The sequence below is a fragment of the Burkholderia sp. BCC1644 genome, from assembly GCF_902833225.1.
Lineage (GTDB): Bacteria > Pseudomonadota > Gammaproteobacteria > Burkholderiales > Burkholderiaceae > Burkholderia.
Map to the genome: position 1 here is coordinate 220,124 of NZ_CADFEI010000002.1, position 24,513 is coordinate 244,636.

Below are 24,513 nucleotides of genomic sequence, written 5' to 3' on the forward strand. Positions count from 1 at the left end.
CGCGCGGCGGCGTTTGCCGCGCGCCGGTTTATAACGCCTACTCCACCGCCCGCTCCTTCGCGCGTTCCGGCGCGGCCGGCACACCCGCGCGATGCGACGGCGCGAACAGCCGCAGCCCGCTCGCGACGCTCGCGGCCCCGGCGAACCCTGCGCCGAGCATCAAGGCAAGCGTCGGCCCGTGGCGCCCCGCGATCCCGAACGACAGCGCGACCAGCGCCGCGCCCGTCGCCTGCCCGATCAGCCGCGCGGTCGCGATGATCCCGCTCGCACCGCCGCTGCGCTCGGGCGGCGCACTCGACATCAGCGCCTTCAGGTTCGGCGACTGGAAGAAACCGAAGCCCGCGCCGCACAGCATCATCCGCCAGCCGATGTCGACGACGCTCGGCGACACCGGCAGCGCGGCGAGCGACACCATGCCCGCGCTCAGCAACGCGAGCCCGATCGCGCCGAGCAGGCCCGGCGGATAACGATCCGACAACCGGCCCGCGATCGGCGCGGCGAACGCGACGATCGCCGACCACGGCGTCATCAGGAAGCCCGTTTCGACCGCGCTGCGATGCAGGACGGTTTCGAAATAGAACGGCAGCGACACGAACGCGAGCCCCTGCGCGGCGAACGCGCACACGGCCGTCAGCGCGGACAGCGTGAATACGGGCCGGCGAAACAGGTCGACCGGCAGCATCGGCGCCGGGTGCCCGGCCTGGCGGCGGATCAGCAGCCAGCCGAATGCGAGCGCAACCGCGGCCGATGCGAACACGATCGAAAGCGGCCCGCGCTGCGCGAATTCGCCGAGCGCGAAGATCAGCGACGCGAACGTGATCACGTTGAACAGCGCGGCGACCGGATCGAACGCATGCTTGCCGCGCGCCGTCTGCGGTAGCGACGGAATCGCCACGGCGAGCGCAATCACGCCGAGCGGCACGTTCACCGCGAACAGCCACGGCCATGCGGCGACCGACAGGATCAGCGACGCGATCGTCGGCCCCACCGCGAACGACACGCCGACGACGAGCGCATTGAAGCCGACGCCGCGTCCGAGCCGGTGCGCGGGAAACAGGCCGCGGATCAGCGCGACGTTGACGCTCATGATCGCGCTCGCGCCGAAGCCCTGCACGATCCGTGCGGCCGTCAGCATCGGCAGCGTCGACGCGAGCGAACAGCCGAGCGAGGCGAGCGTGAACACCGCAAGCCCGGCGATATACACGCGCTTGTGGCCGACGATGTCGCCGAGCGAGGCGAACGGCAGCAGCGTCGCGACCATCGCGAGCTGGTACGCGTTGATGATCCACACGGAAGCGGCCGGCGACGCATGCAGGTCGGCGGCGATCGCGGGCAGCGCGGTGTTCGCGATCGCGGTGTCGAGCGTCGCGAGCGCGACGGCCAGCAGCACGGCGGACATCGCGCGCCAGTTGACGGCCGGCTCATGGGCGCCGGCGGGGGAAGCGAATTCGGACAAGATGAGGCTCGGCTGACGAGCGACGCGTTGCGCCACGTCGCGGATTGGACTCGCGGCGGCGTTCCGGTCGCACCGCACGGAACGCGCGCCGCCGCGCCCCGTATTGTTGCAGAGCCGCATCGAACGTGCAGGCGACCGCGTCGTCAGTCAGCAGAATGAAAGAAAATGCGCCGCGTGCCCCATGCGCGGCGGCGCATCGTGCCGGACGTGACGGGTCAGCTCACCGCGCGCCGCGCATTGCGCCCGCGCAGCCATTCGAGCGCCAGCAGCAGGCTCGTCGAGAAGATGATCAGGATCGTTGCGAGCGCAGCGATCGTCGGGCTGATGTTCTCGCGGATACCCGTGAACATCTGGCGCGGCAGCGTCGTCTGGTCCGCGCCCGCGAGGAACAGCGTGACGACCACTTCGTCGAACGACGTCGCGAACGCAAACAGCGCGCCCGACATCACGCCCGGCGCGATCACCGGCAGCGTCACGCGGAAGAAGGTCGACACCGGGTTCGCGCCGAGCGACAGGCTCGCACGCACGAGGTTCTGGTTGAAGCCCTGCAGCGTCGCGGCGACCGTCGTCACGACGAACGGCACGCCGAGCGCCGCGTGCGCGGCGATCAGCCCGGTGTAGGTGTTCGCGAGCCCGAGCGGCGCGAAGAACAGGTACATGCCGACGCCGACGACGACAACCGGCACGATCATCGGCGACAGCAGCACGGCCATCAGCAACCCCTTGCCGCGGAAGTCGGCTTTCGTGAGACCGATCGCGGCGAGCGTGCCGAGCACGGTCGCGACGATGGTCGCCGACGGCGCGACGATGAAGCTGTTCTTCGCGGCCATCCGCCACTCGTCCGACGCGATCAGGTTCTCGTACCAGCGTGTCGAGAAACCCGGAATCGGATAGACGAGGAAGGTGCTCGACGAAAACGACAGCGGCACGATCGCGAGCACCGGCAGGATCAGGTACAGCAGCGTCAGCACGACGAGCACGCGCAACGCGACGTACCACGCGCGCTCGACGAACGACATGTGCGGCGCGAACATCGGCCTGGCGAGTTTCATGGTCCGAATCCCCTTCCCGTTTCGTGACGTATTTCTGCCCCGGCGCTCAGCCGAGGCTCACGTTGGTGCGCGTGAAGCGCCCATACACCGCGTACAGCACGAGCGTCGCCGCGAGCAGCAGCCCGCCGAGCGCACACGCCATGCCCCAGTTGATCGTCACGTTCGTGAAGTACGCGACGTAGTAGCTGACCATCTGGTCGTTCGGCCCGCCGAGCAGCGCGGGCGTGATGTAGTAGCCGATCGCGAGAATGAACACGAGCAGCGCGCCCGCGCCGACGCCCGGATAGGTCTGCGGCACGTACACGCGCCAGAACGCGGAGAACGGATGGCTGCCGAGCGACACGGCCGCACGCTGATAGGTCGGCGGGATCGACTTCATCACGCTGTACAGCGGCAGGATCATGAACGGCAGGAGGATGTGCGTCATCGAGATGTACACGCCGACGCGGTTGAACAGCAGCGTCAGCGGATGCGAGATCAGCCCGCTGCCGATCAACGCCTTGTTGATCAGCCCTTCGCTCTGCAGCAGCACGATCCACGCGGCGACGCGCACGAGCACCGACGTCCAGAACGGAATCAGCACGAGGATCATCACGAGGTTCGCGCGCCGTTCCGACAGCGTCGAGATCCAGTACGCGAGCGGATAGCCGAGCAGCAGCGCGAACAGCGTGACGGCGATGCCGATCACGAACGTGCGGCCGAAGATCGCGAGATAGATCGACTGATCGGGATCGGCCTGCACGATGTGGCCGAAGCCGTCCTGCTTGTGGTCGAGCGCGGCAAGCAGGTAGAACGGCGATACCTGGCTGCCGTTCTTCGCGATCGCCTGCCAGTACGCGGCGTCGCCCCAGCGCGAATCGAGATCGATGATTTTCTCGCGCGTCTGCGCGGGCGTCAGCGCCGCGTCGTTGTCGCCCTTCAGCGGCATCGCGCGCGCCGTCTTCGCGACCAGCGAGCGATAGCCGGGAATCTCGGTGTTCAGCCGCCGCGCGAGCGCACCCATCGCCTCGCTGTCGGCCACCTTCGTCATGTCCGCCGCGAGCGCGACATACGCGGCGTCGGCCGGCGGCGCCTTGCGGTCCCAGCCCGACAGCGCGGCGACCGTATTCGGCAACGCGGTTGCGATCTCGGGGTTCTGCACTGCGCGCGTGAGCAGCGTGCCGATCGGCACGACGAAGATCAGCAGCAGGAAAATCGCGAGCGGCGCGACCAGCAGCAGCGCCATCGTGCGCTTGCGGGCCTCGGCAGCCTTCAGCTCGCGCTTGAGCGCGGCGGTCGACGGCGAGGAAGGCGCGATCGTCATCGTATTCAACGGTTCTCTCCGGCCGGGCACGTTCCGGCGGAATGCCGCGCGACACGATCGACGCGTCGCGCGGCCGGTTGCATCAGGACACCTTCAGGATGCCTGACCGGTTACTTCGTCGCCCATGCGGTGAAGCGCTGCTCGAGCTCGTCGCTGTGGTCGGTCCAGAAGCCGATGTCTTCCAGCACCGCGTTCTTGCCGTTGGCCGGCGAGTTCGGCAGGTTCGCGAGCGTCTTCGCGTCGAGCGACTTGATCGCCGCGATGTTCGCGGGGCCGTACGCGATGTGCTGCGCATAGGCCTGCTGCGGCTTCGGCGTCAGCGAATACGCGATGTACTGCTCGGCCAGCGCCTTGTTCGGCGAGCCCTTCGGAATCGCCCAGTAGTCGAGGTCGTAGATGCTGCCGTTCCACACGACCTTCAGGTTCTTGCCTTCCTTCTGCGCGGCATCGATGCGGCCGTTGTACGCGGTCGACATCACGACGTCGCCGGCGACGAGGAACTGCGGCGGCTGCGCGCCCGCTTCCCACCACTGGATGTACGGCTTCAATTCGTCGAGCTTCTTGAACGCGCGGTCCTGGCCGGCCTTCGTGCCGAGCACCTTGTAGACGTCCTTCGTCGCGACGCCGTCGGCCATCAGCGCGAATTCGAGGTTATAGCGCGCGCCCTTGCGCATCCCGCGCTTGCCGGGGAATTTCTTCACGTTCCAGAAATCGGCCCAGCCGGTCGGTGCCGACTTCAGCTTGTCCGCGTTGTACGACAGCGCGGTCGACCACACGAAGAAGCCGACGCCGCACACCTGCGGCGATTCCGGAATCAGGTCGGACTTCTTCGCGATCTTCGACCAGTCGAGCTTCTCGTACAGCCCTTCGTCGCAGCCGCGGTTCAGGTCGCCCGATTCGACTTCGACCACGTCCCAGTTGACGTGCTTCGCCTCGACCATCGCCTTCACCTTCGCCTGCTCGCCGTTGTACTCGACGGCCGTGACCTTGTTGCCGGTTGCCTTTTCGAACGGCTGGTTGAACGCGGCCTTCTGTGCGTCGCCGTTCGCGCCGCCGAAGTTGACGACCGTGAGTTCCGCAGCCGATGCCGATGCACCGAACGCGATCAGTGCCAGCGCGAGTGCCGTGCGGCGCGCAGTAAAGCTTGCTCGTTTCATGATGGTTCCTCTCCTCTCGTGGTGGAAGTGGGCTTTGTTGTTGACGACGTGCTGCGGAAAAACGGTGAAACCGGGGTCACGCGAACACGCGCAGGTGTTCGGGTGCGAATGCAAGCGAGACCGGCGCGCCGGGCGAGAACGCGTCGAGCGCGCCGGTGCCGAGCGGCACCTTCACGAAGCATTCGTCCTGGCCGGGCAGCGCGCAGCGCATGCGCACGTGATCGCCGAAATAGATGAGGCTGCGCGCCTCGCCGCTCAGGCGGTTCGCGGCGGCGCCGTTCGCGTGGCCGTTGGCCGCGAGGCTCATGCGTTCGGGGCGGATGCACGCGACCGCCGATGCGCCCTCGGCGGCTTCGCCGATGTGGCGGCCGACGAGCTTCGTGCCGTCGTCGAGCCGGAACTCGCAGAATTCGCCGTCGACCCGCGCGATGGTGCCGCGCAGCCGGTTGCTGTCGCCGATGAAGTTGGCAACGAATTCGTTGCACGGCGACTCGTACAGGCGGTCCACGGTGTCGAGCTGCTGCACGATGCCCTTGTCGAACACCGCGACGCGGTCGGACATCGTCAGCGCCTCGCCCTGGTCGTGCGTCACGTAGACGAAGGTCACGCCGAGCTTCTCGTGCAGCGCCTTCAGTTCGTATTGCATGTGTTCGCGCAGCTGCTTGTCGAGCGCGCCGAGCGGCTCGTCCATCAGCACCAGCTTCGGCTCGAACACGAGTGCGCGCGCCAGCGCAATGCGCTGCTGCTGGCCGCCCGACAACTGCGCCGGATAGCGTTTCGCGAAGCGCTCCATCTGCACCATCTTCAGCGCATGCGCGACGCGCTCCGCGCGCTCGCCGGCCGGCAGCTTGCGCACGGTCAGCGGATACGCGACGTTCTGCTCGACCGTCAGGTGCGGAAACAGCGCGTAGTTCTGGAACACCATGCCGATGTTGCGCTTGTGCGGCGGCACGTTGTTCAGCAGCTCGCCGTCGAGGCGGATCTCGCCGCCGGTCGGGAATTCGAAACCGGCGAGCATCATCAGGCACGTGGTCTTGCCCGAACCCGACGGCCCGAGCAGCGTCAGGAATTCCCCGCGGTGGATGTCGAGGTCGAGCGATTTGACGACCAGCGTTTCGCCGTCGTAGGTCTTCCGCACGCCGCGAAAGCTGACGATCACATCATCGGACTTCATCGTGGCTGTCCCCTTGCTTCGCGACAATTGATTTTGAGATGCGAGCCACTATACGGCGCGCACGGTTCTATACTAGGGAACCATTTCAATATTCCAAGTAGGACCACTTTGGATACCGTGATCGTCGCCGACTGGCTCTCCGCCCGTCTCGACCGCAGCTCGCCGGAGCCGATGTACCGGCAGTTGCTGCAGCTGATGCAGCAAGCCATCCTGACCGGGGAATTGGGGCCAGGGACGAAACTGCCGAGCTCGCGTACGCTAGCGGGCGACCTGTCGATCGCGCGCAATACCGTGCTGCATGTGTACGACCAGTTGACGGCGGAAGGCTACGTGCTGACGACGACCGGCAGCGGCACCTACGTGGCCGATACGCGGCCGGACGCCGCGGCGATCCACGCACCGGGCACCGCGCCGGCGCCATCAGCCGCCGACGAACTGCCGCCGCCGGATGCGCAGGGCAGCCTGTCGACGCGCGGCCGGCAGCTGATCGAGCACGCCGGTGTATCGCGCCGCCAGTGGGGTGCGTTCATGCCGGGCGTGCCGGACGTGTCGGAATTTCCGAGCCGCACATGGAGCCGCCTGCAGGCGCGGCTGTGGAAGGAAGCCAATCCCGAACTGCTGACCTACGCGCCGGGCGGCGGCTACCGGCCGTTGCGGCGCGCGCTTGCCGATTACCTGCGCGTCGCGCGCTCGGTCAAATGCTCGCCGGACCAGGTGATCATCACGACGGGCATCCACCAGTCGATCGATCTCGCGGTGCGGCTGCTGTCCGACATCGGCGATCGCGCGTGGGTCGAGGAGCCGTGCTACTGGGGCGTGCGCAGCGTCCTGCAGGCGGCCGGCCTCACGCTCGCACCGGTGCCGGTCGACCAGGAAGGGCTCGACCCGCGCGCGAGCGACATGCAGCATCCGCCGCGGCTCGTGCTCGTCACGCCATCGCATCAGTACCCGCTCGGCATGGTGATGAGTCTCGCGCGGCGCCGGATGCTGCTCGAATACGCGCGCCAGCACCGCTGCTGGATCATCGAAGACGACTACGACAGCGAATTCCGCTACGGCAGCCGGCCGCTCGCGTCGCTGCAGGGGCTCGACGACGGCGGCCGCGTGATCTACGTCGGCAGCCTCGGCAAGATGCTGTTCCCGGGGCTGCGGATGGGCTACATGGTCGTGCCCGAGCATCTGGTCGATACGTTCCGCACCGGATTGTCGGAGCTGTACCGTGAAGGCCAGCTGATGCAGCAGGCCGTGCTCGCCGAATTCATCATGGACGGCCACCTTACTTCACATGTCAGACGAATGCGCACGCTGTACGGCGAGCGCCGGCAACTGATGATCGACGCGATCCGCGCGCGCTTCGGCGATGCGCTCCCGGTGATGGGCGACGAGGCCGGCCTGCATCTGGTGCTCGGCCTGCCCGACGCGTGCGACGATCGCGCGGTCACGCAGAGCGCGTTCGATGCGGGCGTGATCGTCCGCCCGCTGACCAGCTACTACAGCAGCCTCGACACCGCGCGACAGGGCCTGCTGCTCGGCTATGCGTGCGTCGCGCACGAAGGCATCGGGCCCGCGTTCGACACGCTCGCCGATACCATCGAGCAGCATCTGCCGCGCGACATCACGCGCGCCGCGTGAGGCCGCACGAGACCGGCCACACGCGGCGACGCCCGCGTCATTGCGTGCCGCCGGCCGCGCGATCGAGCGATGCCGCGCGCACGGCTTCGCCGGGCTTCGTGAACACACGCTGCCGCAACCCGGCGATCTGCGCGTCGCGGTCCTGCTGAGACAGGCCGGCCGATTCGATCTGCGCACGCTGCGCTGCGTAGTCCGCATAGCGGCGCTGCCACGACGCGTCGTCCTGCTGCATCTGCGCAACACGCGCGGCGGCGTCGGGGCCGAGCGTCTGCGTCAGCTGCGCGCGCATCGCATCGGGTGTCGCCCCGCTCTTCTGCAATTGCGCGATCTGGTCGATCGCGGCACGCTGCTGGTCGATGCGCTGCTGCGCCGCCCGCTCGTCGGCCGGCATCTGCTGCTCCAGCGCCGCGAGCCGCTCGGCCTTCTGTGCATCGGTCAATGAGCGATCCTGAGTGATCTTCAGCCGTGCGAGATCGTAGCGCTGCCGCCACTGCTCCGCACCGAAGAACGGTTGGCTCCAGTCGCCGAGCGTGCGGTACGCGATCGACGCGCGCTGATCGAGTGCGAGCTGCAACGCGCCCAGATCGGACTTGTCGACCGCGCCGGCATCGCGCAGTTTCGCGAGCGCGTCGAGATACGCGCGATACCGGTGCCACACGTCGAGCGCCTCGCCCTGCGCAGCCGTGCCATCGAGCTGCGCGGCGATCTCGCGCACGACGAACGCATCGAGCGCGGCCGCGCTCAGGTCGCTCTGCGCAGTCAGGCAATAGTCGAAGAAATCGCGTACCGCGCGCGACTTCGCGAGATGGCCGCCGGCATCGAGCGGCAACCGCGGCGCGCTGGAACCGGCCAGCGACGGCGGCAAGCCCGTGCTCGCCGGCACGGCGGCCTGCGGTGCGGCAGCCGTGACGCCGCCCGCCGCTGCCGCGTCCGGTGCGTCACCGGCGGCGCCCGACCCGCGATGCCACCCCGCCCCGCTCCACATCGCGACGCCGGCGATCGCCGCCAGCCCCACGACACCATAGACTGCTGCGCGCCGCGCCAGCGGCGCGCGCCCTTCACGTGCCGTCATCGATTACACGCCCGCGAGCTGCAACCGGTTCGCATGCGTGCGGATCACCGCGACCGGATCTTCCGCATACGCGCCGCGCACACCGAGCAGCTGGTTGATCTCGTCGATGTGGTTCCACTTGTAGCTCGTGCTCAGCACCTTGCCGTACAGCGCGCTGCACTTCGACACGAGCCCGTCGTTCTGGCCCGAGCCACGGTTGATCATCACCGTGCCGGTGCCGAACAGCGCGAGCGTCGACGGATCGAGCGCGTTTGCGGGATCGACGAGCGGAATGGTGCTCGTATCCTGCGCACCCGTCACGCCGAACAGCGAAAGCGTCGGCTGGATCGCCGTGCCGGCCCATGAATAGAGCAGATGCGTGTTGCCACCGACCGTTTCCGTCGGTGCGCCGGTCTGGCAGCTGCCCGGTGCACCAAGGCCCGCGCTCGGATAGTTCTGGTTGTAGGTCGCCGCCTGCGCGGTCGTCAGCGTCTGCAGCGATGCGAGCGCATCCTGATTCGTGTTGTGAGTGCTGCTCGTCAGGATTCCGAACACATTGACGAACGCCGCGATCACCGTCGACGACAGCCCGGTCGGATCGTACGCGAGCACGCTCTGCACGAAGTCCGCGAACTCGGAGCCGCGATGCGGCGTGCCGATCGTCGTCACCGACGCGACGAGATCGGGTGCGACGGCCGCGACATAGCGCGACGTCAGCCCGCCCTGGCTGTGACCGACGAGATTGACCTTGGTCGCCCCCGTTGCGGCGAGTACCGTCTTCACGTAGGCGAGCAGCTGTTCGCCGCGCCCGTTCGGGCCGTCGTCGCTCTGGAAGCCCGACAGGTTCGCGACATAGACGGTCGCGCCATGCTGCTGCAGATCCTCCTGGATACCGTACCAGTACTCGAGCACGCCGGCGTACTTGTCGGTGCCGGTGAGCCCGTGCACGAGGATGATCGGATAACGCGTCGCCGCGTAGTTGTCGGCGGGCGCGGTCGCCGCCATCGCCGAGGGTGTCGTCGCGAGCGTCATCAGCGCGGTCGTCCCCGCGAACGGTGCGACGCTCATCGCACATGCCACTGCCCCTGCCATTACCCTGGAACGCATCGATCTGGCCATGCATGTTCTCCTGATTATTGTGCTGCCGGTGCGAATGACACCGGATCGACGCGCACGCTGCATCGCGCGCACCGTGTGCGTCGAATGCGGGAGTGAATCACGAGTCGCGAACGTTTGCGCCCTGACTAGACACGGTTCTCTAATCGGTTGACGCGCCCCGCCCATTCGGGCGGGGCCGCATTCGCGCGCGTGCATGCTGCAATGCACACGCGCCGCGCGCTACAGCTTCGCGCTCACGCGCACCCATGCGGTCCGGCCCGGCTCCATCACCGGCGCGTTCGCCGGATAGCCGAAGCCCGCGTTGCCGGCGAGGTTCAGGTGCTCGGTGTAGGCCTTGTTCAGCACGTTGTCGACGCCGACCGAGATCTGCACGGTCTTGCTGACGTTGTATTGCGTATGCAGCGACAGCACGCCGAATCCGGCGCTCGGGCCGAAGTCCTTGCCGACCACGTTGCCCTCGTTCAGTGCATAACGATGCTGCGGCGCAACGATCCGCCACAGGCCGCCGGCCGACCATGCGCCGCGCGTGTATTCGAGCCCGATGCGTGCCTCGAGCGGCGGCATCTGCGGCAGCGGATCGCCGCTTGCCACGTTGCGCCCCCATGCATACGCGAGCGACGTCTCGACGCGCAGCGGCGCAACCGGCCGCCACGACACGCCCGCTTCGCCGCCCATGATCTGCGCGTTGACGTTGGTCGCCTGCGTGGTCGGGCCCATCATGCCGGCCGCGTAGTTGAACAGGATGAAGTCCTGTACATAGCCGGCATACGCCGACACCCACGCATCGAAACGGTCGCTCTTGTACTGCGCGCCGATGTCGATCTGCGTGGTCTTCTCCGGCTGCACCGCCGAGAATGCGTTGAGCGAACCGGCCGGCCCGCGCGTCGCGGAGAACAGTTCCCAGTAGTCGGGATAGCGTTCCGCATGACCGATCCCCGCGTACCACGTGACGGGCAGCGCCGCGAGATCGCGCTCGTAGCGCACGAAGCCGCTCGGCAACACGCGCGAGCGATCGTCGTCGAAGGTCGGGTTCGGCTTGCTCATCATCATCCCGCTCTTCATCGCGCGCTTGTCGCGAGCGCTCGCATAGTCGACGCGCGCGCCGCCGATCACGCGCGACACTTCGCTCGCATACCATGTCAGCTCGCCGAACGCGCCCGCGTTCCACATCGTCGCCTGCGCATCCCACGGTTGGTCGCGGTAGTTCTGCTGCCCCATCGACGAGCGCGAATCGAGCCGGTTCGATTGCGCGTCGATACCCGTCACGAGCTTGAAGTCGTCGCCGAAACGGAACGTCGCGGCCGCGCGCGCACCGACCGTGCGGCGCCGCACGTCGGCCGCCATCCGCATCGGCATGCTGCTGGTCGGGTCGGGCTGCCGCAACGTGTAGTTGTCCATCACGTGATCGGCCTCGTTGTAGTACACGCGCGCCTCGATCCGGTCGAGCACGTCGCCGAGGTGCCGCTTGTCGAACGACAGCCCGACCGTCTCGCGGCGGAAATGCGCACCGTCCATCCCGCGGCCCGCGTAGCGCGCATAACCGTCGCCGGTGCCGGCGGTCAGCTCGACGCGCGTGTGGTCGTCGGGGGTCCAGCCGAGCGCCGCGTCGGCGTTCCACTTGTCCCACTGCGACGGCACCGTGTTGCCGTTGCCGTCCCGGTAGTCCTGCGAATGCGCGTGGTTCGCGGTCACGCGGCCGTAGACGTCGGGCGTGCCGGCCGTCAGGTCGATGTTCTGGTCGTTGCGGCCGAACGATCCACCGACCAGGCTGCCGTCGAAACGCATGCCCGGACGCTCGAATCGCGGCGTCACGCGCTCGAACAGCACGGTGCCGGCCGACGCGCCGGGACCGTACAGCACGGACTGCGGCCCCTTCACGACGGTGACCTTGTCATAGCTTTCCGGCGCGATGTACGACGTCGGCGCATCCATCCGGTTCGGGCATGCGCCGAGCGTCGGCATTCCGTTCGCCAGGATGTTCAACCGCGAACCGAACATCCCGCGCAGCACGGGGTCGCCGTTCGTGCCGCCGCTGCGGATCGACGTGAAGCCGGGGATCGTCTTCAGGTAATCCGCACCGTCGCTGGCAGGCAGCGGCTGGCGCGGCGCCTTCGGATCCGTGACGACGACGAGCGGCGTCGACAGCGGCGCCGCGACGACCTCGACGGGCGGCAGCAGCGCGGCCGACTCGTTCACGGGCACGACGTCCGCACGCGCCGTTTCGGCCGCCGCAGCACTCGCTGCCAGCGCGCCGGCAGCGAGCGCGGGAACGGTAAGTTTCAACATTCGCGGCACGCGCCGCGCACAGGCATTGCGCGACGCCCGCGGCGCACGCAACTGGAAATTGGTCATGATCGAAAGCCCGAGTGACGCCCTCCACGCGGCCGCGACGGGCCGCACGGATATCGGCGGTAGTAAGAACGGATAACAGCGCGTCAGGCGCGCTCGGGCGGTGCGCGTGGATACGCGCGCGGATAGCGGTCGGCGCGCGCCGCGACGACAGGCGGCGCGGCAGCGGACACGGAAACGGCGGGGATGGAATCGAACGGCGCAGCAGCAGGCGCACCGATCGCGGGGCTATGGGCGAAGAAGCCGCAGTAGCCGCATGCGTCGAGATGCGACGCGTGATCGTGCATGCTGCCCGCATCGGCCGACCGGTGCGCGCCATGTTCTGCACTGCAGACGATGGCGTCCGGCGTGGCCGCCTGCGCGACGCGCCACTGCGACACCAGCGGCGCCGCGATCGCGATCCAGATCGCGAGCACGCCAAGCCAGGCGGTCAGGTGACGATGTCGGTGCAGCATGCGCGGCGGCGAGTAAGCGGAATGTAAAAACAGCCGAGATGTTACAGAATGTTCAACGTGCTGAACAGTCATCCATGCCGGTAAACGGACCGGGGGCGCATGGTTGTCAGCACAACCATGCGCCCCCGCCTGCGAGGCATGCCACGCAGTTGGCGATCAGGGCGCCATGCGCCGCAGCACGTCGTCGCGCCGAATGAAGTGGTGGTACAGCGCGGCCAGCGCATGCAGGCCGATCACGAAGTAGAACGCGTTGCCGATCAGTTCGTGCGCTTCCTTGATCGTCGGCCGCAGCGCCTTGTCAGGGCCGAACAGCGTGAACGACACGCCGAGCCAGTCGAGCGACACCGGCTTGCCGCCCAGGTTGATCATCATGATGCCGAGCAGCGGCTGCGCGATGATGAACACGTAGAGCGCGACATGCGCGAGCCTCGACAGCCAGCGCAGCAGCACCGCCTGCGGAATGGCTTCCGGCACGCGGCTGACGATGCGCCACAGCACGCGCAACACCGACAGCACCAGCACGAACGTGCCTGCGGTGAGGTGCACGTTCATCCAGAACACGCGGCTGTCGCTGCCCTTCGGGCCGCGAATCTCGATGGCCAGGTAGGCCAGCGCCACCAGCACGAAGATGGCCCAGTGGAAGAAGATCGCGGGCGAGCTGTAGCGCGTCTGTTTCGCGAGGATGTTTCTCATGCTTCGTCTCGTGTGGTATGCGGGGTGGCGCACGGGCGGCAACCGGTTCTGCGCCCGGCCAGGCTTTCACGATTGTAGCCGCACGGGCGTCCGGTTTTACGCGACACGGTCAAATATCCGACGAATCGTCGACGCGCACCGCGCGCGTCCCTCATATGGAAAGTCCGCATCGCGCGCGCAAACGGCTGTGGCACGATGAAGCTTTGGTGCGACGGCGCGCGGGCATCATGAGCAAAGCGTTCTTCGTTGCGGCCTATCGGCTGACCGCCGCGTTGCTCGCGGTGTCCACCACGCTGCACAGCGTCGCCGACTACTGGCGCCTGCCGAGCTTCCATCTCGGCAACTATCTCAGCTACTTCACGCAACTGAGCAGCCTCTACGCGGCCGCGATGCTGGCCGCGGGGCTCTGGCGCATCGCGCGCCCCGGGTCGGCCCGCTACGAATCGATGCGCGGCGCGGCCGTGCTGTACGTGCTGATCACCGCGATCGTCTACGAACTCCTGCTGGCGCGGCTCGATGCGCTGCGCCATGTCACGCCGGCGTTCAACAACTGGGTGCTGCACCGGATCGTGCCGCTCGTGATGCTGTGCGACTGGCTGTACGTGGAGCCGCGCCGGCCGATCGCGCGAAGCAGCGCGTTCGCCTGGCTCGGTTTTCCGGTCGTCTATCTCGGCTATACACTCGTGCGCGGTGCGCTCGAGAACTGGTATCCCTACCCGTTCGTCGATCCGCGCCCGCACGGCTACCTGCCGGTCGCGATCCAGTGTTCGCTGATCGCGCTTGGCGCGGCGGCGCTCGCATTGGGCATCCGCTGGCTCGGCAATCACGCGAGACAGTCCGGTACCGCGACACTCAAGGGGGGATGAAGGCGGGAGCGTGTGCGCCGCCCGGCGCACACGGAATACTGCGGGCCGTCAGCCGCCGTTGCGCGGCAGGAAGTTCATCGGATCGACGACCTTGCCGTTCTGGCGGACTTCGAACTCGAACGTCGAGCGGCCGTTCGCGTCGGTGCCCATTTCGGCGACCGGCTGGCCCTGGCGCACCGCGTCGCCTTCGTTGACGAGCAGCTTGCCGTTGTGCCCGTAGGCCGTGATGAGGCCGTTGTCGTGCTTCAGGATCACGAGCGGACCGTACGCCTTGACGCCGGACCCGGCGTAGACCACGCGCCCGTTCGCCGCGGCCCGCACCGAGTGGTCGGGCCCGGATGCGGCGATCACGATGCCGCGCGTCTTGCCAGTCGCGAACGGCGTCGCGACGATACCCGTTGCCGGCCACGCGAGCGAGCCCGGCGCGGCCGCGGCGGACGGCTGCCCGGGCGACGGCGCGGCGGACGGCGGCGCCACGCGCAGCACCTGGCCGGGCGATACGGCGTCGGTCGGTGCCATGTGGTTCCAGCTGGCCACGTCCTGCACGCGTTGCCCGTAGGCACTCGCGACGCCCGCGAGCGTATCGCCCGGGTTCACGCGGTAATAGCCGGCGATCACGCCCGGCGTCGCAGCCGACATCGAGGTCGGCTGGCGCGCCGGTTGCCAGCTGTCAGTCCACGGTGTCAGCGTACAGCCCGACAGCGCGACGGCTGCGGCGATGAGCGCCGCCTGCGGCAACCAGCGCGTCAGCGCATCGTGGATGGGAATAGTTTCTCTCAAGGGTCCTCCCGGATTTGCGTCGTGGCGCCGCCCACCGCCCCCCGGTGCGCGCCGCACGATGTCCGGCCGAACGGCCGGACCAACCAGTATCCGACCGCTCTCGCGGCCGTCAGTTTCCACAGCGGAACGTCGTTGCGAATGGGCTCACCGGCCCCTTCTTCGCACTTTTCAGTGTCGTCCCGACCGGCAAAGATACCATTTGTCGCGGTCGGGACTGCGTCAGCTGCCTGTTCCGGCAACAATCTTGCACCGCCGCACGGGTGTGGCGACGGCCCGCAAGCCGCGCCGTGCGGGCCGTCCGGCGGGCCTGGCGCGGGTTTTCCACCCGCGCCGCCGCGCGCGCCGGCCATCTCGTCCCCGTCACATTCCCCTCTTCGATCGCCGCCTATACTCGGGGATGCAGCGCGCGATCCAATGACAACGAGGAGCATGACAATGAACAACGCGACGTTTCTTTCCGTGCAGCTCGACGCCGACGATTTCGCCGGCTCCAGCAGCCTGGTCGAATTGCTCAACCGGCACCTGCTGTTCGCGACCGATGTCGCTGAAGCGGCCGACGCGCTCGTCCAGCTGGCGAGCGTCGCGCACATGACGGGCGCCACGCGCCACAGCGTCGAGCTGCCGGTCCTCGCGATCGAACGGCTGCGCGACGCGCTCGACACGCTGAGCGGCTACGACGAAACGTGGCTGCAGGTGCTGGAACCGGCCGAAGCGCTGTTCCGCGATATCGCGCGCGGCCGCCGCCCGCTGCATTGAGCGCCGGCGCATCCCGCGCCGCCAATGAAAACAGCCCGTCGTTCCGCATAACGGAACGACGGGCTGTTTGTACTGCAGGGGGTCGGATCCGGCCGCCGAAGCGGCCGCACCATTAACGACCCTTGTAGATCGGGGCGTCGTCAGCGATACGCTTGACTTGCCAGCCGGTCTTGGCCTTGGCCGGTGCGCCGGATTCTTGCGCGGCGGCCGGTTGTGCGCCGTAGCCGGTCGTGTCGGCCGCGGCGACGTTTTGTTGCGGGTTCAGACGGGCTTCAGCAGCCTGGATGCCTTCCGGGTAGTTCGTGCGGTCGCTGCCCAGCTTGTAGCCGGCCTGCTGGACGGCGGCGAGTTCGGCCTTCACCTGTGCACGGGTGACGGGCGCGTTCTGTTGGGCGAACGAGACGGCGGGAACGGCGAGGACGGCAGCTGCAGCGAACGTTGCGATCAGCGATTTCATGATTACCTCCGGGATTTTTTTGCTCCGCCGCACACACCATGTCTGCAGCGATGGAACAGAGTTTAGTCCCGGCAGCACCTAGGGAAAACCATGAAAGAACGAAAACACTGTTTCCCCGGAGCCAACAATGTCGGCATCCGGGATAGAAAAACCCTATTCAGAGTATAGATTTTCGCAACAATGCCGCCCCCGCGGGCCGGTTACGACCAGTTCGCGTGGAAGCTGCCCGGCTTGTCGGTGCGCTCGAACGTGTGCGCGCCGAAGAAGTCGCGCTGCGCCTGCACGAGGTTCGCCGGCAGCCGCTCGGAACGGTAGCTGTCGAAGTACGCGATCGCCGACGCGAACGCCGGTACCGGCACGCCGGCCTTCACGGCGGCGACCACGACGTCGCGCAGCGATGCCTGGTAGTTCGCGGCGATGTCCTTGAAGTACGGATCGAGCAACAGGTTCGCGAGCGCCGGATCCTTCGCATAGGCGTCCGTGATCTTCTGCAGGAAGCGCGCGCGGATGATGCAGCCCGCGCGGAAGATCTTCGCGATCGTCCCGAGATCGAGGTTCCAGCCGTACTCTTCGGATGCCGTGCGCAGTTGCGCGAAGCCCTGTGCGTACGAGATCACCTTGCTCAGGTACAGCGCGCGACGCACGGCTTCGACGAACGCGGCACGATCGCCGTCGAACGGCGCGGCGGCCGGGCCCGACAGGATCTTGCTGGCCGCGACGCGCTCGGTCTTCAGCGACGACAGCACGCGCGCGAACACCGATTCGGTGATGAGCGGCAGCGGCACGCCGAGATCCAGCGCGTTCTGGCTCGTCCACTTGCCGGTGCCCTTCTGCGCGGCGCGATCGAGGATCACGTCGACGAGGTGCTTGCCGGTTTCTTCGTCCTTCTTGCCGAAGATCTTCGACGTGATCTCGATCAGGTAGCTGTCGAGTTCGCCCTGGTTCCATTCGGTGTACACCGCGCCGAGCTCGTCGTTGGTCAGGCCCGCGACGTCCTTCAGCACCGAGTAGCTTTCGGCGATCAGCTGCATGTCGCCGTATTCGATCCCGTTGTGGACCATCTTCACGTAGTGGCCCGCACCGTCCGGTCCCATGTACGCGACGCACGGCTCGCCGTCCGACGGCGCCTTCGCGGCGATCTGCTTGAGGATCGGCTCGACGAGGTCGTACGCGTCGCGCTGGCCGCCGGGCATGATCGACGGGCCACGCAGTGCGCCCTCTTCGCCGCCCGACACGCCGGTGCCGATGAAGTGCAGGCCCGATTGCGCGAGTTCCTGGTTGCGGCGGATCGTGTCGGTGAAATGCGTATTGCCGCCGTCGATCAGCACGTCGCCCTTCTCGAGCAGCGGCTTGAGCGATGCGATCGTCGCATCGGTCGCTTCGCCGGCCTTCACCATCATCAGGATCCGGCGCGGCGTTTCGAGCGACGCGACGAACTCCTCGAGCGTATAGGTCGGCACCAGGTTGCGGCCGGGGAATTCGGCGATCAGTTCGTCGGTTTTCTCGCGGCTGCGGTTGAACACCGACACCGCGTAACCGCGGCTCTCGATATTGAGTGCGAGATTGCGGCCCATCACCGCGAGCCCGATCACACCGATTGCTTGTTTGCCCATTAGTCAATTCTCCGGAAAAAACGGGGCGCGACCCGACCCGGGCCGCGCGCACAGGCGAAAGGATAGTGGAAACCCGGCGTCGATGCGCGCTTGCGTGTCATTGCTCCGCGTGCGGCAGCAGCCGGAACACGACGCTCAGGTTGTTCGCCGGCATCTCGACGACCTCGATGCAGTCGAGCCCGCGATCGAGGCCGAGCGCGACGACGGTCTCGAGATCGCGCACGCCCCACGACGGGTCGCGGCTGCGCAGTTGCAGGTCGAATGCCTCGTTCGACGGCGCCGTGTGCCGGCCTTCGCGACGATAGGGGCCGTACAGGAACAGCACGCCGCCCGGCCGCAGCAACCGCGCCGCGCCCGCGAACAGCGCTTCCGTGCAGGCCCACGGCGAGATATGAATCATGTTGATGCAGACGATCGCATCGAGTGCCGCGACCGGCCACGATGCATCGCGCACATCGAACGCCAGCGGCCCGGCGACGTTCGCGAGGCCCGCATGCGCGATCCACGCGGCGACCGAGTGCCGCGCCTGTTCGTCGGGATCGCTCGGCTGCCAGCGCAGGCCCGGCAATGCCTGCGCGAAATGAACGACGTGCTGGCCGGTGCCGCTCGCGATCTCGAGCACGCTGCCGCTCGCCGGCAGCACGCGGCGCAACACGTCGAGGATCGGCCCGCGGTTGCGTTCGGCCGCGGGCGCCAGCAGCCGCGCGGAAGGATCGGGTGAAGAGGTAGCGCCGGTCACGATGCATGCTCCATGGTGTTGCCGCCCAGACCCAGACGGGCCGTCAGTGCGTCGAGCGCCGGGGCGCAATGCGCCTCGACCTTCAGCGTCAGTATCGGATCGGCGCGCGTATGGCCGAGGTTGAGCGCGGCGACCGGCTTCTGCTGCGCCTGCGCCCACACGCAGAAGCGGTAGCCGGAATACACCATCAGCGACGAACCGACGACGAGCAGCGCATCGGCCGCGTCGAGCGCCTGCGACGCCAGCGCCACGCGTTCGCGCGGCACGTTCTCGCCGAAGAACACGACCGCCGGCTTCAGCAGGCCGCCGCATGCGGGGCACGCCGGGATCCGGAACGTGTCGAGCGCGGCCCATTCGAGGTGCGCGTCGCCGTCCGCGGCCGGCTCGGCCTGTGCGCCCAGCAATTCCGGATTGTCGGCTTCGAGCACGTCCTGGATCGTCGCGCGTGCATGGTGCGCGCCGCATTCGAGGCAGGTCACGCCGTTGATCCCGCCGTGCAGTTCGATCACGTCGTCGCTGCCCGCGCGCTGGTGCAGGCCGTCGACGTTCTGCGTGACGAGGCGCTCGATCCGGCCCGCGCCGCCGAGCCGCGCCAGCGCGACGTGCGACCCGTTCGGCTGCGCGCGGCCGACGACGGGCCAGCCGATCATGCTGCGCGCCCAGTAGCGTCGCCGCGCGGCATCGGAGCCGAGGAATTCGTGAAGCTGGATCGGCGGCGAGCGCATCCACTGACCGTTGCGGTCGCGATAGCCCGGAATGCCGGAATCGGTACTGATGCCCGCGCCGGTCAGCACGAGCAGGCGCGGATGACGCTCGACGAACGCATGCAGCGCATCGAGCGCGGCCGGGTCGACGCCAGCGGTTGAGGGGTCGTGCAAGGCTTTGTCGTTCATGTTGGCAATGCGTGATCGGGCGCGCCGGCAGGCCGTGCGACCGCACGAGCGGCCCGCGCGCCAACACATGATACAGAACGCCGCACGATCCGGCCGGCGGCCCCCGCGCAAAACCGGCGCACAAAAAAAGACGCCCATTCGCCACTCGGCGATGGGCGCTTCAACAATTGATCCATCGGGGTAGTGGATCAACTGACAGCACAAAGTTGCGACGTCCACCATGCGGCCACCGGTGAACGCTTCCCCTGGACTACGTGTGTTCCACGATGCTGCGCGCTGCGTTGCGCCGCCGGCGCTTCCGTGCAATCCCGATCAGGTCCGCCACGCCGCAACGCGCGGCGCGCGAACGCATCCGCTGCGCGACGACTCGCGTTGCGCTACGGCATGACGATCCGGGATCCAGGCCGGAGCCATCCGCATGCATTCGGGGCTCATCCCCGACGGCCGACCGTCACCGGTCGGCCTCGTGCGTCAAACATGCACGTTGTCGTTCAGAACGAACCCGATTGCTCGGATGGAACGGAAAGCCGCGCGCTCACGTCGCCGCAATCAACGGCGACGCGAATACCCTGGCAGGTCGGCGATTCATGTTTGCAACACGCCACGTTGCGATTCGGTCTCTTTTCATTCTCTTGTCCCCGTCTCCGATACGTCCGACCCACTGAAGCGATCGTCGGGCCGACTGCGCCCTGCGATCGCACTCACGGCCCATACAGATATGCAAGGAGCGCACCATGCTTCGCGCCGCAAGGCCCCGCGGGCACCGGCAAGGTCGCCGGAAGGGATCGCGCACCGTCAGAAAGCGCGAACGTTTCGAAACTGAAACGCCCGTCGGCACGACGATGGCCAGCCATGCGCGGCGTCGGGCTGGAGTGGCCCGTTCCGGGCGGAGGCCGACGCGTTGCGTCTGCGCGCCACGGACAATCGTCTTACAATCGCCCCACCGTGACAGCCCGCCGCGACCGGATCTACCGGCATCGGGCAGCTCGCCGCCGCCTGACCGGAACCCGCCCCCGACGCACGTGCGACACACGACAGCGACAATCGCGCGTCGCAACGCGTGGCATCACGCCTCGGCCTCGTACCGCGCGGCGTGACGCCGCGGGTCGCGTAGCGCCGGGGACGGCGCATGCCGCGCGGCTCTCGCCTTGCTCAAACACGCTAGCATTCGGACACGGAACACCGCGCATCCGCTTTGCATCGTCTCCAAGGATCCGACATGACCACGCCCGCCCCTGCCCGCCCTGACGCCGCCCATCGCGTCTTTTCGGACGGACAGCTGTCGATCGGCCTCACGCTGCCGCTGCTTCGCGGCGGCCATATCGTCGCCGACTTCAACGAGCAGCTCGAACTCGCCGAACTGGCCGATACGCTCGGCTTTCGCGCGCTGTGGATTCGCGACGTGCCGTTGAACAGCGCCGACTACCCCGACCCGGTCGGCCATCTCGACCCGTGGGTGCTGCTCGGTGCACTGGCGGCGCGCACGCGCCGGATCGCGCTGGCCAGCGGCGCGATCGTGCTGCCGCTGCGTCATCCGCTGCACATCGCAAAAGGCGCGCTGTCGGTCGCGACGCTGTCCGGCGGACGCTTCATCCTCGGGCTCGGCTCCGGCGACCGGCCGCCCGAATATGCGGCGTTCGGTGTCGATGCGGAAACGCGTCGCGACCGCTATCGCGCGCACTGGGACGTCGTCGCGGCCGCACTGGGTGCGCCGTCCCGCGTGCTGCCCGACGAAGCACCGGCCGACGCGCCCGAATTCATGCTGCTGCCGCGCGCCGACGACGTCGTGCCGATGCTCGCGGTCGGCTCGGGCGGACAGAGCGTCGACTGGATCGCGCGGCACTCGATCGGCTGGATGACGTACCACCGCGATCCGGACACGCAGCGCGCACGCCATTCGATGTGGCGCGCGGCGGTCGATCGGCTCGCGTCGCCCGAATTCCGCGCGTTCGGCGTATCGATGCGACTCGACCTCGCCACGGGCCCCGACGCACCGGCCACCGCGCTCTCGCTCGGCTACGCAAGCGGGCGCCGCGCGTTGATCGACATCCTGCAGGACATGCGTGCGGCCGGCACGCATCATGTCACGCTGAACCCGGGATCCGACCGGCCCGTGCGCGACATCATCGAGGAAATCGCCGAACACGTGCTGCCGGTCTTTCACGGCGAACATTCGTGACTCTTCAGGAATCCGAATTCATCTGATGCGTCGTACCCGCTCGGGCGAATGCTGACGTTGCAACGCACTGCTCGCCTCCTGCTGCAAACGAACGTTACAAAGACCTTACGCTTCCGCGAGCGGGGCTCCCCCGGCTGCCGGACGAGCCGGAACCTGAGTCAGACATTTGCCTGCGCGAGCGCGCCGCAAACGCCCGCGCCGCCTCGCGCATGCCCGATTCGAATAGTCGTCGACGGAACTATTCGGCTCCGAGCGCGATCATGTTAACTTCCGTCCATCGTTCAGCCTGGCGGGCCGCGCGCCGATGCGCCCCCGCATGCCTACTCCATGCGACATTTCCTCCTCGGCTGGCTGCTTGCCGCCGTCGTGTCGGCCGCCCATGCGGCCGCCCCCGTTCCGGCCGCTGCATCGGCCGCCACCGGCACCAAGCCTGCGCTGACGCCGCAACAGGCCCAGCAGGCACTCGATGTGCTCGAAAATCCGCGCGAGCGCGCGCAGGTTGAAACAACGCTGCGCGCGATCGCGGCCGTCGGCGCATTGAGTGCGCCCGCGGTCGCCGCCAGCGAAGCGGCCGCGGCCAGCAGCGCATCGGCCGTCTCGGCCCCGACCGCGCTCACGTCGAACGGGCTCGCGTCGATGCTCGTCCGCCAGGGGTCGCGCTGGAGCACCGAAATCGGCGGCGCGCTGAAGGAATCGCTGCGCTCGCTGCTCGATGTCGGTTCGGTCGGCAGCTGGTGGCATGACAGGCTGGTGCGCGCCGACGAGCGCGCCGATCTCGCCCACGCGATCTGGATCATGCTCGCCGTGCTCGCGCCCGCGCTCTTCGTCGAATGGTTCGCGAAGCGGCTGTTGCGACGTGCGCTGGCCGCAGTGGCCGCGCGGCGCGCCGGCACCTCGCGCCCCACCGTACCCGACTCCGTCATCCCCGACGACGACGCGCCGCCGGACACATCCGCACCGCCCGACGCCACCGATGCCGCCGAAGCCGCGCCGGCCTCATCCCAAGGTCAAGGCCACGCGCGGCGTCACACCACGCTGCTGCACCGGATGCCGCGCGCGCTCGTCAGCCTCGCGCTGCGCGTGGTGCCGCTGCTCGTGTTCGTCGGCGTCGCGAGCCTGACGATGTCGTTGATCGGCGATGCTGGCACGCCGATCGAATCCGCGCTCGAAGCGCTGATCGACATCTACGTGATCTGCCGGCTCGTCACGATCGTCAGCCGGCTGTTCTTCCAGCCCGACGCACGGCAGTTGCGGCTGCTGCATATCAGCGACGCATGGGCCGATTTCGCGCAGCGCTCGATCGCGCGAATCGTGATCGTGGTCGGCGCGTGCACGGCCGCGGTCGAGATCGCCGCCAGCTTCGGCCTCAGCGAAGCCGGGCACGTCGCGCTGCTGAAAGCCGTCGCGCTCGTCGGGCACGTGATGATCTCGGTGCTGATCCTGCAGTGCCGCCAGCCAGTCGCCGCGCGGATTCGCGCGGCCGGTGCGGACCGTCCGAGCTTCGCCGTGATCGGCAACGCGCTCGCGGATGCCTGGGCCCCCGTGTCGGTCTTCGTCGTGATGGCGCTGTGGTTCGTGTGGGCGCTCGACGTCCACAACGGCTATCGCGTGCTGATCACGCTCGGCGGTCGCTCGATCGCCGTGATGATCGGCATGCGGATGGTGTCGATCGTCGTGTTCGGCGCGCTCGCGCGCCTGTTCCAGGGCCGCGACGAAGACCGCACGCTCGTCCACCTGCACGCGTACCGCTACTACCCGCTGCTGCGCCAGATCGTCTCGGGCGCGATCGGCATCGTGACGCTCGCGCTGCTGCTGCAGACCTGGGGCGTGCCGGTCTTCCGCGCGTTCGAGACCGGCACGATCGGCCACCGGCTCGCATCGGCGCTGGTGACGATCGCGATCGCGGCGATCGTCGCGCTCGTCGTATGGGAAGCCGCGAACATCGCGATCGAGCGCCGCCTGCAGCGCTGGACGCGCGAAGGCAACCTGGTGCGCGCGGCGCGGTTGCGCACGCTGCTGCCGATGCTGCGCTCGCTGCTGTTCGTGATGATCGCGCTCGTCGTCGTGCTGACGGGTCTCAGCCAGCTCGGCGTGAACGTCGGCCCGCTGCTGGCCGGCGCGAGCATCTTCGGCGTCGCGCTCGGTTTCGGCTCGCAGAAGCTCGTGCAGGATTTCATCACCGGGATCTTCCTGCTGATGGAAAACGCGATGCAGGTCGGCGACTGGGTCACGCTCGCCGGCGTGTCGGGCACGGTCGAATACCTGTCGATCCGCACCGTGCGGCTGCGCGCGGGTGACGGGTCGCTGTATACGATCCCGTTCAGCTCGGTGACCACCGTCAACAATACGAATCGCGGGCTCGGCAACGCAGCCGTCAAGGTCAGCATTGCGTACGGCGAGGACATCGATCGCGCGATCGCGACGCTGAAAGAAATCGGCGCCGCGTTGCGCGACGATCCGAAATATCGCGACGGCATCCTGTCGGACTTCAGCTACTGGGGTATCGACCAGGTCGACGGCGCAGCGCTCGCACTGGCCGGACAGATGCAGTGCACGGACTCGACGCGCTGGAGCGTGCAGCGCGAATTCAACCGGCGGATCGCGGAAACGTTCCGCGAACGCGGGATCCGGATCGCCAATCCGCAGCGCAGCGTCGTCGCGTATGCGGATGGATCGCGGCCGGTCGGCAACGGCGAGAACGGCAGCCATGACGGCAACGGCGTTGCCGCCGAAACGGCGCCCCGGCCGCCGTCAAACGACGAGCCGGCGCGCAAGCCGAACTGACTTGA

20 protein-coding genes are annotated in these 24,513 nt (G+C 67.9%); 5 read left to right on the forward strand and 15 right to left on the reverse strand.

What is annotated here, in order from left to right; all coding sequences use genetic code 11:
* Positions 1-37: 37 nt before the first annotated feature.
* The 5 genes from HWX87_RS04330 to HWX87_RS04350 all read right to left on the reverse strand — a co-directional run bounded on the left by HWX87_RS04330 (position 38) and on the right by HWX87_RS04350 (position 6,142).
* A complete protein-coding gene (locus HWX87_RS04330) occupies positions 38-1,456 on the reverse strand; it encodes an MFS transporter (RefSeq protein WP_176045947.1) in 1,419 nt (472 codons plus the stop codon).
* 215 nt (positions 1,457-1,671) lie between these two features.
* Positions 1,672-2,508 (reverse strand): ABC transporter permease, encoded by an 837-nt coding sequence (locus tag HWX87_RS04335; RefSeq protein WP_176045948.1) that lies wholly within the window; start codon positions 2,506-2,508, stop codon positions 1,672-1,674.
* A 46-nt stretch (positions 2,509-2,554) separates the two neighbouring features.
* On the reverse strand, positions 2,555-3,811 hold the full coding sequence (locus HWX87_RS04340; protein WP_176046340.1) for an ABC transporter permease: 1,257 nt from the start codon (positions 3,809-3,811) through the stop codon (positions 2,555-2,557).
* Positions 3,812-3,921: 110 nt separating this feature from the next.
* Positions 3,922-4,968, reverse strand: a complete 1,047-nt coding sequence (locus HWX87_RS04345; RefSeq protein ID WP_176045949.1) for an ABC transporter substrate-binding protein — start codon at positions 4,966-4,968, stop codon at positions 3,922-3,924.
* A gap of 76 nt (positions 4,969-5,044) precedes the next feature.
* A complete protein-coding gene (locus tag HWX87_RS04350; RefSeq protein WP_176045950.1) occupies positions 5,045-6,142 on the reverse strand; it encodes an ABC transporter ATP-binding protein in 1,098 nt (365 codons plus the stop codon).
* Positions 6,143-6,250: 108 nt separating this feature from the next.
* Between HWX87_RS04350 and HWX87_RS04355 the strand changes: the two genes are divergently transcribed.
* Positions 6,251-7,774 (forward strand): PLP-dependent aminotransferase family protein, encoded by a 1,524-nt coding sequence (locus HWX87_RS04355; protein ID WP_176045951.1) that lies wholly within the window; start codon positions 6,251-6,253, stop codon positions 7,772-7,774.
* A 37-nt stretch (positions 7,775-7,811) separates the two neighbouring features.
* Here the strand turns inward: HWX87_RS04355 and HWX87_RS04360 are convergent, their stop codons facing one another.
* The 5 genes from HWX87_RS04360 to HWX87_RS04380 form a co-directional block, all read right to left on the reverse strand.
* On the reverse strand, positions 7,812-8,846 hold the full coding sequence (locus HWX87_RS04360; protein ID WP_176045952.1) for a lipase secretion chaperone: 1,035 nt from the start codon (positions 8,844-8,846) through the stop codon (positions 7,812-7,814).
* A gap of 3 nt (positions 8,847-8,849) precedes the next feature.
* On the reverse strand, positions 8,850-9,944 hold the full coding sequence (locus HWX87_RS04365; RefSeq protein WP_176045953.1) for a triacylglycerol lipase: 1,095 nt from the start codon (positions 9,942-9,944) through the stop codon (positions 8,850-8,852).
* A 219-nt stretch (positions 9,945-10,163) separates the two neighbouring features.
* Positions 10,164-12,296 (reverse strand): TonB-dependent copper receptor, encoded by a 2,133-nt coding sequence (locus HWX87_RS04370; protein ID WP_176045954.1) that lies wholly within the window; start codon positions 12,294-12,296, stop codon positions 10,164-10,166.
* An 83-nt stretch (positions 12,297-12,379) separates the two neighbouring features.
* On the reverse strand, positions 12,380-12,748 hold the full coding sequence (locus HWX87_RS04375) for a DUF2946 domain-containing protein (RefSeq protein ID WP_176045955.1): 369 nt from the start codon (positions 12,746-12,748) through the stop codon (positions 12,380-12,382).
* A 156-nt stretch (positions 12,749-12,904) separates the two neighbouring features.
* Complete coding sequence (locus HWX87_RS04380; RefSeq protein ID WP_176045956.1) at positions 12,905-13,441, reverse strand: cytochrome b; 537 nt, start codon at positions 13,439-13,441, stop codon at positions 12,905-12,907.
* Between the two features lie 227 nt (positions 13,442-13,668).
* Between HWX87_RS04380 and HWX87_RS04385 the strand changes: the two genes are divergently transcribed.
* Positions 13,669-14,307, forward strand: coding sequence for a Pr6Pr family membrane protein (locus HWX87_RS04385; protein ID WP_176045957.1), 639 nt, complete (start codon positions 13,669-13,671; stop codon positions 14,305-14,307).
* Positions 14,308-14,355: 48 nt separating this feature from the next.
* On the opposite strand, the gene HWX87_RS04390 is transcribed toward HWX87_RS04385, so the two are convergent.
* Entirely contained in the window at positions 14,356-15,087 is a 732-nt protein-coding gene (locus tag HWX87_RS04390; RefSeq protein WP_176045958.1) for a peptidoglycan DD-metalloendopeptidase family protein, read from the reverse strand.
* Positions 15,088-15,522: 435 nt separating this feature from the next.
* On the opposite strand from HWX87_RS04390, the gene HWX87_RS04395 reads away from it, so the two are divergent.
* Complete coding sequence (locus tag HWX87_RS04395; RefSeq protein ID WP_176045959.1) at positions 15,523-15,843, forward strand: hypothetical protein; 321 nt, start codon at positions 15,523-15,525, stop codon at positions 15,841-15,843.
* Positions 15,844-15,955: 112 nt separating this feature from the next.
* Here HWX87_RS04395 and HWX87_RS04400 read toward each other — a convergent pair whose 3' ends face one another.
* The 4 genes from HWX87_RS04400 to HWX87_RS04415 all read right to left on the reverse strand — a co-directional run bounded on the left by HWX87_RS04400 (position 15,956) and on the right by HWX87_RS04415 (position 19,545).
* Positions 15,956-16,300, reverse strand: a complete 345-nt coding sequence (locus HWX87_RS04400; RefSeq protein WP_176045960.1) for a DUF4148 domain-containing protein — start codon at positions 16,298-16,300, stop codon at positions 15,956-15,958.
* A gap of 200 nt (positions 16,301-16,500) precedes the next feature.
* Positions 16,501-17,913, reverse strand: coding sequence for an NADP-dependent phosphogluconate dehydrogenase (gene gndA, locus HWX87_RS04405; protein ID WP_176045961.1), 1,413 nt, complete (start codon positions 17,911-17,913; stop codon positions 16,501-16,503).
* Between the two features lie 97 nt (positions 17,914-18,010).
* Positions 18,011-18,652, reverse strand: coding sequence for a DUF938 domain-containing protein (locus HWX87_RS04410; protein WP_176045962.1), 642 nt, complete (start codon positions 18,650-18,652; stop codon positions 18,011-18,013).
* Positions 18,649-19,545 carry an NAD-dependent protein deacetylase gene (locus tag HWX87_RS04415; protein WP_244137593.1) on the reverse strand — a complete coding sequence of 299 codons (897 nt, stop codon included), beginning with the start codon at positions 19,543-19,545 and terminating at the stop codon, positions 18,649-18,651. Before HWX87_RS04415 ends, HWX87_RS04410 begins: the two co-directional genes overlap by 4 nt.
* A gap of 1,219 nt (positions 19,546-20,764) precedes the next feature.
* Here HWX87_RS04415 and HWX87_RS04420 point away from each other — a divergent pair.
* Both HWX87_RS04420 and HWX87_RS04425 read left to right on the forward strand, forming a co-directional pair.
* Positions 20,765-21,724: an LLM class oxidoreductase gene (locus HWX87_RS04420; RefSeq protein ID WP_176045964.1), complete on the forward strand. Its 960-nt coding sequence runs from the start codon at positions 20,765-20,767 to the stop codon at positions 21,722-21,724.
* A gap of 327 nt (positions 21,725-22,051) precedes the next feature.
* A complete protein-coding gene (locus HWX87_RS04425; protein ID WP_176045965.1) occupies positions 22,052-24,508 on the forward strand; it encodes a mechanosensitive ion channel domain-containing protein in 2,457 nt (818 codons plus the stop codon).
* The last annotated feature ends 5 nt before the right edge of the window (positions 24,509-24,513 follow it).

Bases quoted from the DNA above. Each gene is read 5' to 3' on its own strand.
- HWX87_RS04360 (WP_176045952.1), bottom strand. From the start codon at position 8,846: ATGACGGCACGTGAAGGGCGCGCGCCGCTGGCGCGGCGCGCAGCAGTC.
- HWX87_RS04370 (WP_176045954.1), bottom strand. From the start codon at position 12,296: ATGACCAATTTCCAGTTGCGTGCGCCGCGGGCGTCGCGCAATGCCTGT.
- HWX87_RS04375 (WP_176045955.1), bottom strand. From the start codon at position 12,748: ATGCTGCACCGACATCGTCACCTGACCGCCTGGCTTGGCGTGCTCGCG.
- gndA (WP_176045961.1), bottom strand. From the start codon at position 17,913: ATGGGCAAACAAGCAATCGGTGTGATCGGGCTCGCGGTGATGGGCCGC.
- HWX87_RS04385 (WP_176045957.1), top strand. From the start codon at position 13,669: ATGAGCAAAGCGTTCTTCGTTGCGGCCTATCGGCTGACCGCCGCGTTG.
- HWX87_RS04335 (WP_176045948.1), bottom strand. From the start codon at position 2,508: ATGAAACTCGCCAGGCCGATGTTCGCGCCGCACATGTCGTTCGTCGAG.
- HWX87_RS04380 (WP_176045956.1), bottom strand. From the start codon at position 13,441: ATGAGAAACATCCTCGCGAAACAGACGCGCTACAGCTCGCCCGCGATC.
- HWX87_RS04340 (WP_176046340.1), bottom strand. From the start codon at position 3,811: ATGACGATCGCGCCTTCCTCGCCGTCGACCGCCGCGCTCAAGCGCGAG.
- HWX87_RS04395 (WP_176045959.1), top strand. From the start codon at position 15,523: ATGAACAACGCGACGTTTCTTTCCGTGCAGCTCGACGCCGACGATTTC.
- HWX87_RS04350 (WP_176045950.1), bottom strand. From the start codon at position 6,142: ATGAAGTCCGATGATGTGATCGTCAGCTTTCGCGGCGTGCGGAAGACC.
- HWX87_RS04425 (WP_176045965.1), top strand. From the start codon at position 22,052: ATGCGACATTTCCTCCTCGGCTGGCTGCTTGCCGCCGTCGTGTCGGCC.
- HWX87_RS04415 (WP_244137593.1), bottom strand. From the start codon at position 19,545: ATGAACGACAAAGCCTTGCACGACCCCTCAACCGCTGGCGTCGACCCG.
- HWX87_RS04345 (WP_176045949.1), bottom strand. From the start codon at position 4,968: ATGAAACGAGCAAGCTTTACTGCGCGCCGCACGGCACTCGCGCTGGCA.
- HWX87_RS04365 (WP_176045953.1), bottom strand. From the start codon at position 9,944: ATGGCCAGATCGATGCGTTCCAGGGTAATGGCAGGGGCAGTGGCATGT.
- HWX87_RS04400 (WP_176045960.1), bottom strand. From the start codon at position 16,300: ATGAAATCGCTGATCGCAACGTTCGCTGCAGCTGCCGTCCTCGCCGTT.
- HWX87_RS04420 (WP_176045964.1), top strand. From the start codon at position 20,765: ATGACCACGCCCGCCCCTGCCCGCCCTGACGCCGCCCATCGCGTCTTT.